Origin of the sequence: Geminisphaera colitermitum TAV2 (genome assembly GCF_000171235.2) — a bacterium.
GTDB classification, from domain to species: domain Bacteria; phylum Verrucomicrobiota; class Verrucomicrobiia; order Opitutales; family Opitutaceae; genus Geminisphaera; species Geminisphaera colitermitum.
Window position 1 is genome coordinate 1 of record NZ_ABEA03000159.1, and the last position, 6,043, is coordinate 6,043.

General features: G+C 62.9%; 5 protein-coding genes. All 5 read right to left on the reverse strand.

The genetic code is table 11. The features are described 5' to 3' along the window. Positions 1 to 533: 533 nt before the first annotated feature. Entirely contained in the window at positions 534 to 731 is a 198-nt protein-coding gene (locus OBACDRAFT_RS17645) for a hypothetical protein (RefSeq protein ID WP_043587958.1), read from the reverse strand. Positions 732 to 798: 67 nt separating this feature from the next. Further along, positions 799 to 2,637, reverse strand: coding sequence for a sodium:solute symporter family protein (locus tag OBACDRAFT_RS17650; protein ID WP_043587960.1), 1,839 nt, complete (start codon positions 2,635 to 2,637; stop codon positions 799 to 801). A 216-nt stretch (positions 2,638 to 2,853) separates the two neighbouring features. Further along, entirely contained in the window at positions 2,854 to 3,831 is a 978-nt protein-coding gene (locus tag OBACDRAFT_RS17655; RefSeq protein ID WP_043587961.1) for a bifunctional heptose 7-phosphate kinase/heptose 1-phosphate adenyltransferase, read from the reverse strand. A gap of 69 nt (positions 3,832 to 3,900) precedes the next feature. Beyond that, positions 3,901 to 4,917, reverse strand: a complete 1,017-nt coding sequence (gene rfaD, locus OBACDRAFT_RS17660; protein ID WP_043587964.1) for an ADP-glyceromanno-heptose 6-epimerase — start codon at positions 4,915 to 4,917, stop codon at positions 3,901 to 3,903. Then, positions 4,914 to 6,043: HAD-IIIA family hydrolase (locus OBACDRAFT_RS26895; protein WP_081722169.1), on the reverse strand; the 1,130-nt coding region annotated here is incomplete at its 5' end. The genes OBACDRAFT_RS26895 and rfaD, both read right to left, overlap by 4 nt.

A 6,043-nucleotide genomic window follows, 5' to 3' on the forward strand; every position in this document is an offset into this window, starting at 1 on the left:
CATCCTGACCGTGACCCTGCCCAAGGGCGAGGCCCGCAAGCCGCGCAAGATCACGGTCGGCTAAAGCATCGTCGGTTTATTTTGTCTCACGCAGAGAACGCAGAGCCGGAAAAATACAATGGTTCTTCGACGTTTTCAGTGGAGACTCGATAAGTTGATATAGCGGGAGTTGGCGCGGTAGCGCCCGTAGCGCAGGCATCTTGCCTGCCATCTAAATTGATTGCGCGAAGCGCGGTGACATCGGTTTGTCACGTAGTTCGGTGCTTTATTGCCAATCCGAACCGTGCGACTCACGAATACGCAGAGGTAACGGTTCGGGCTAAAGCTCCGAACTACGTCAAGGCAAGCGGCGCTTCGCGCAGTAGTTTGGATTGCAGGCAAGACCTCCCGCCCTGCGCTACGGGCGCTGCCGCGCCACCTCTCGTCTATCCACCGAAAACGTCGAAGAACCAACGCGCATCCGGCGCACGAGGACACCGCCGCTCCAGAGCCCGGCTTTCGACTTTGAAACCTTTGAGCTTCGACCGTTTCCGTCAGGCCTTTTTCTTGCGGGCAAGGAAAAGGCACACGGCTCCAAAAGCGGCAAAAACGCCGCCCCAGTGGAGGTTCACGTTGCTGCCGAGCGAGTGCTTTTGGTAAATCGCCGGGTCGCTGAACAGGCCGTAGCCCAGGAGCAGCAAACCGAGTATCAGAAAGAGCCAGCCCATCGGGGCGCGGACATCAAGTTGCATGGGTGAATCGGGTTTGAAGGTTGGAGTTGGGATTCGGGAGGGGGGGGGGGGGGGAGGGCTCACCCGGTCACCAGAAGATGATGTTGAGCGTGAGCGCGCCGGCGAGCACGAGCAGTCCGAGAATCGCGGGACGGGCATACCAGCGAATATTTGCGTGTTCCTCAGGTTTGGGCGTGAGCGACCAGACGAGGCCGATGAGGTCGTCGTTGTTTTTGAGGCGGCGCGTGGCGAGCGAGATCACAATCGTGGTCGTGAAGCACACGGTGAAGGCCGCGATGGCCACCCAGAAGCTTTGAGCCATGGAACTGGGAAATTCGTGCAGGTTGCCCAGCCAGCCGCCTTTGATGCCGGGAGCTTCGAGGATGTAGGGTTTGAGGCTGCGCGCCGGAATCGTGAGGCCGTGCGTGAGGATCGCCGCGAGGGTGCCCGAAATCAGTCCCCAAAATGCGCCGTGCCCGGTGGTGCGTCGCCAGAACATGCCGAGCAGGAAGACGCCAAAGAGCGGGGCGTTCACGAAGCCGAACACCAGTTGAAGCATGTCCATGATGTTGTTGAACTGGCGCGCGGTGTAGGCGCACAGGGCGCTGACGATGAGGCCGATGATGGTCGTCATGCGGCCCACGCGCATGAGGTGGGCGTCGTCGGCGCCGGGTTTGATGTGCGTCTGGTAAATGTCGTAGGTGAAGACGGTGTTGAAGGCGGTGACGTTGCCCGCCATGCCCGACATGAACGAGGCCATGAGCGCGGTGAGGCCGATGCCGAGCAGTCCGTTGGGGAAGTATTTTCCGAGCATGGCGGGCACGATCATGTTGTAGTCGGTGTCGCCGGTGACGGTGGTGGGCAGTTGGAGGGCATCCGCGCCGCCGCGTTGGATGAGCGCCACGGCGATCATGCCGGGCACGATGACGAGGAAGGGGAACAGCATCTTGGGCACGGCGGCAATGAGCGGGGTGCGGCGCGCGGCGTTCATGTCCTTGGCGGCCATGGCGCGTTGCACGACGAGGAAGTCGGTGCACCAGTAGCCGAACGAGAGGACGAATCCGAGTCCCATCGCCAGGCCGAACCATTCGACGCCCATGGGATTGGCGCTGGCGCTGCCCATGTGCGCCCAGGAGTGCGACCATGCGCCGGGCATGCCTTGCGCCTCGGCGTGGAGACCGAGGTTTTGCATCAGTCCGTCCCAGCCGCCGATGTCCTGAAGGCCGATCAGCACGAGGGGGAGGAAGCCGAGGACGATGAGGAAAAATTGAAGGACTTCGTTGTAAATCGCCGAGTTGAGGCCGCCCGTGTAGATGTAAACGAGGACGATGAGGCCGGAGGCGATGATGCACAGGTTGTAGTCAAACCCGACGATGGCCACGAGCAGGGTGGCGAGGGCGTGCATGGAGATGCCGGAGGAGAACACCGTCATGAAGGCGAAGGTGAGGGCGTTGAGGGTGCGCGTTTTTTCGTCGTATCGGAGTTTCAGATACTCGGGCACCGAGCGGGCCTTGGAGCCGTAGTAAAAGGGCATCATGAAAATGCCCACGAAGACCATGGCCGGGATGGCGCCGACCCAATAAAAGTGGCTGGTCGAGATGCCGTATTTGGCGCCCGAGGCGGCCATGCCGATGACTTCCTGCGCGCCGAGGTTGGCGCCGATGAAACCGAGGGCGCAGATCCAGGCGGGGAGCGAGCGGCCGGACTCGAAGAAATCGGTGCTCGTTTTGAGGTGCCGTCGCAGCAGCCAGCCGATGCCGATGACAAAGGCGAAGTAGGTGGCGAGGATGAGGTAGTCGATCCAGTTGAGGTTGAGCTTGAGCGCGATTTGCGGCGCGTGGGCTGCGACGCCGATGGCGGCTGATGCGGCAGTGGTTGCGGTTTCACTGGCGGCAGCCAGCAGAATCGGGAGTGGCAGGGGATTCACGGTGTTAGGAAGGGACCAGTTGTGGCGGGCGAAAAGAGAACAGAAATATAAATGGAAGCAAGCGCAGCGGCGAATTGGGCAAGGGGGCGGGTGCGACTCAAACCATCGGAGGGCGGGTCTCCCGACCCGCCGACGACGCGGAGCGTCGTCCATCCGGACCGGAAGGGCGCGGCTGCGCCGCGTCTGGCGGGTCGGGAGACCCGCCCTCCGTGGGGGTTACCCGGCGGCGAGCAATTCGTCGGGGGAAACGGTGATGGTGCCGACTTTGGATACGACAATGCCGGCGGCGCGATTGGCGATGCGGGCGGCTGTCACCGCATCGGCCCCGGCAATCAGGGCGGCGGTCAGCGTGGCGATCACGGTGTCGCCGGCTCCGGAGACATCAAAAACTTCACGGGCTTCGGTGGGGAGGGTTTGCACGATTTGGCCGGCCTGACACACGGCCATGCCGTCGGCTCCGAGGGTCACGACGAGCAATTCGGGGGCAAACCATTCGTAGAGGCGGCGGCAGACGGCTTCGAGCGGATAGGGTTCGCCGTGTGCGGGTTCGCGCATGCCAGCCATTTCCAAAGCTTCGTGTCGGTTGGGGGTCATGAGGCCGATGCCGTTGTAAACGAGTTTGCGCGCAGGCTTGGGGTCCACGGCGAGCAGGACTTTGTGCCGTTTGGTTTGCTCCATGAGCAGGTCGATGAGGGGCTGGGTAACAACGCCTTTGGCGTAGTCGGAAACAATGACGGCGTCAGCTTCGGTGATGGCCGCACAGATGTGTTCAACAAAAGCGGGATCGGATGCGTGCAGGTCGTAACTAGTCCGTGTATCCTCGTGGTCGATACGGCAAACTTGCTGGGTGCGGGCAACGACACGGGTTTTGACGATGGTGGGGATTTTTGGGGAAACGAGGCAGCGTTCTGATTCGATGCCGCGCATGGCGAGCAGGTTGCGCAGGCGTTGGCCGGAGTCGTCCTCGCCGAGCGCTCCGATGAGTTCCACTCGCACGCCGAGTGCTGCAAGGTTGTTGGCAACGTTGGCCGCGCCGCCTGGAATGTGCGTTTCCTTGGTTACGTGGACCACGGGCACGGGGGCTTCGGGGGAAATGCGTGTGACGTCGCCCCATAGGTAGTGGTCAACCATGATGTCGCCAATCACCAGCACGCGGGATTTGGGAAAACGGGAGAGGAGGTCTTGAGTGGTCATCGGTAGTGCGGCGAGAGAGAGAGGGGGGGGGGGGGGGGGACTGGCGGGCGAGAGGGCTGAGGCGGGAGGTTAGGGGGCGTGGTTTTGCGTGCGTTCGTCGCCGAGGCGGGCGTCGGGGATGAGGTAGTTTTTAACGTAGTCGGTAACGGCATCCGTGAGGGGGGGGGGGGGGGGGGACCATCCGCTTTCTCGCAGGCGGGTGGTGTCAGCACAGGTGTAGTATTGGTATTTGCCTCGGAGGATTTCGGGCATGTCGATGAAGTCGATTTTCACCGGCAAATCGAGGGCGGCAAAGATGGGGGTGACGAGTTCGATCCAAGTGGAAGCGCGGCCTGAGCCGATGTTGTAGAGTCCGGCGGCGGTGGGCGTGTCGGCAAGGTGAAGCATCATGGAGACGGCGTCTTTTACGTAGAGGAAATCGCGTTTTTGTTCTCCGTCGCGGTAGTCGGGGCGGTGGCTTTTGAAGAGGGTGACGCGGCCTTCGGAGCGGATTTGCGCACAGGCTTTGTGGACGACGCTGCGCATGTCGGCTTTGTGGTCTTCGTTGGGACCAAAAATGTTGAAAAACTTGAGTCCAACGATGCCGCCATGCGCGGGGTCAAACCAACCGCGTCGGCGAGCGTGTTGGTCGAAGAGGTGTTTGGAGTAGCCGTACATGTTGAGGGGGCGGAGGGCGTCGAGGTTGTCGTGTCCGTCGGCCATGCCCGCGGAGACGTCGCCGTAGGTGGCAGCGGAGGAGGCGTAAACGAAGCGGCGTTGGCCGGAGAGCGCCCATTCGGCGAGGCGGCGGGTGTAGTCGTAGTTGTTTTCGATGAGATAGCGGGCGTTTTTTTCGGTGGTGGCAGAGCAGGCGCCGAGGTGGTAAACGCGGCGGACGTCGCGTAATTCGGGGGTGTCAAGGCGGTCCCAGAGTCGGTCGGCTTCGATGTAGTTGTCGTAGCGGAGGGGGACGAGGTTGCGCCATTTTTCGTCGGTGCCGAGTTGGTCGGTGACGAGGATGTTGTCGTGGCCGCGGCGGTTGAGCGCCCAGATGAGGGCGCTGCCAATGAGGCCGGCACCGCCGGTGACGAGGATTTTTTCGTTCATTGTTGGCGTGATTGGGTGGTGGTGCTTGCTGCTGCTGCGGTGGTGGCGGGTGTTTCGGGGAGGCGCATGCGTTGGATGAGCGAGGTGGTGGAGCGTCCGGCGATGAAGGGTTGGAAGATGATTTGCGCGCGGGTTTCGAGGAGGGCTTCGCGTTCGGAGGGGTCGAGGTTTTCGAGGGTGTAGTCGCCTGCCTTGGTGTAGATGTCGGGGCGGAGGGCGCGGATTTCGTCGGCGAGGCGTGGTCCTGGGAAAATGAATACGGCATCGACGCTGCGGAGGCTGGCAAGGGCGAAGGCGCGGTCGTGTTCGTTGTTGAGGGGGCGGTCGGGGCCTTTGAGACGGCGGACGGAGTCGTCGCTGTTGACGGCGATCCAGAGTTCGTCGCCGAGTTGCGCGGATTTTTGAAGGTATTCGAGGTGGCCGCGGTGGAGGAGGTCGAAGACGCCGTTAGTGAGGACGAGGCGGCGGCCTTCGGCAGCGAGGCGGCGGCGGCGTTCAACGAGGGCGTCGAGCGTGAAGACGCGGGTGGCGGCGCCGGGGTCGAAGGGCACGCCTTCGTGATGAAGGGCGGTGGCGAGGGTCGGGAAGATGGGATAGGTTTTGTCGAGGCCGAGGGCGGCGAGTTCGGCGTGGAGGTCGTCGAGGCCAGTGGCAACGCCGACGCCGCGTGTGTCGGCGGCGTGCGCGGTGGCGAGGTCGGAGCCGCGGTCGCCAATGTAACAGATTTCGTGTGGCTGGAGTTGGTAGTCGCGCATGATTTCGTGCGCGAAGCGGGGGGAGGGTTTGCGATAAACGTTGGGCGAGTCGAGGGGGGCGTCGGGGCCTTCGGGTGCGATGCAGATGCGCTCGAAGGGGCGGGGACCGAGGTCAAGGAGGGCAATGAGGCGGTCGTTGCAGGCGTGGACGGCGTCGAGGTTGAACATGCCGCGAGCGACGCCGGATTGGTTGGTGTGCAGGAAGAGTTGGATACCGGCGCGTTGAGCAGCGCGCAGGGCGGCGGCAACGCCGGGAAGGAGGCGGATGTCGTCGGGTTTGTGCAGGTAGGGGACGTGTTCGATGAGGGTGCCGTCTCGGTCGAGGATGAGGGCCTTGGTGCGATGGGAGGCGGCAGGGGGGGGGGGGGGGG

What these genes read in the sequence shown, in the direction of transcription:
- OBACDRAFT_RS17655 (WP_043587961.1), bottom strand. Translation starts at nt 3,831, where the DNA reads ATGACCACTCAAGACCTCCTCTCCCGTTTTCCCAAATCCCGCGTGCTG.
- OBACDRAFT_RS17645 (WP_043587958.1), bottom strand. Translation starts at nt 731, where the DNA reads ATGCAACTTGATGTCCGCGCCCCGATGGGCTGGCTCTTTCTGATACTC.
- rfaD (WP_043587964.1), bottom strand. Translation starts at nt 4,917, where the DNA reads ATGAACGAAAAAATCCTCGTCACCGGCGGTGCCGGCCTCATTGGCAGC.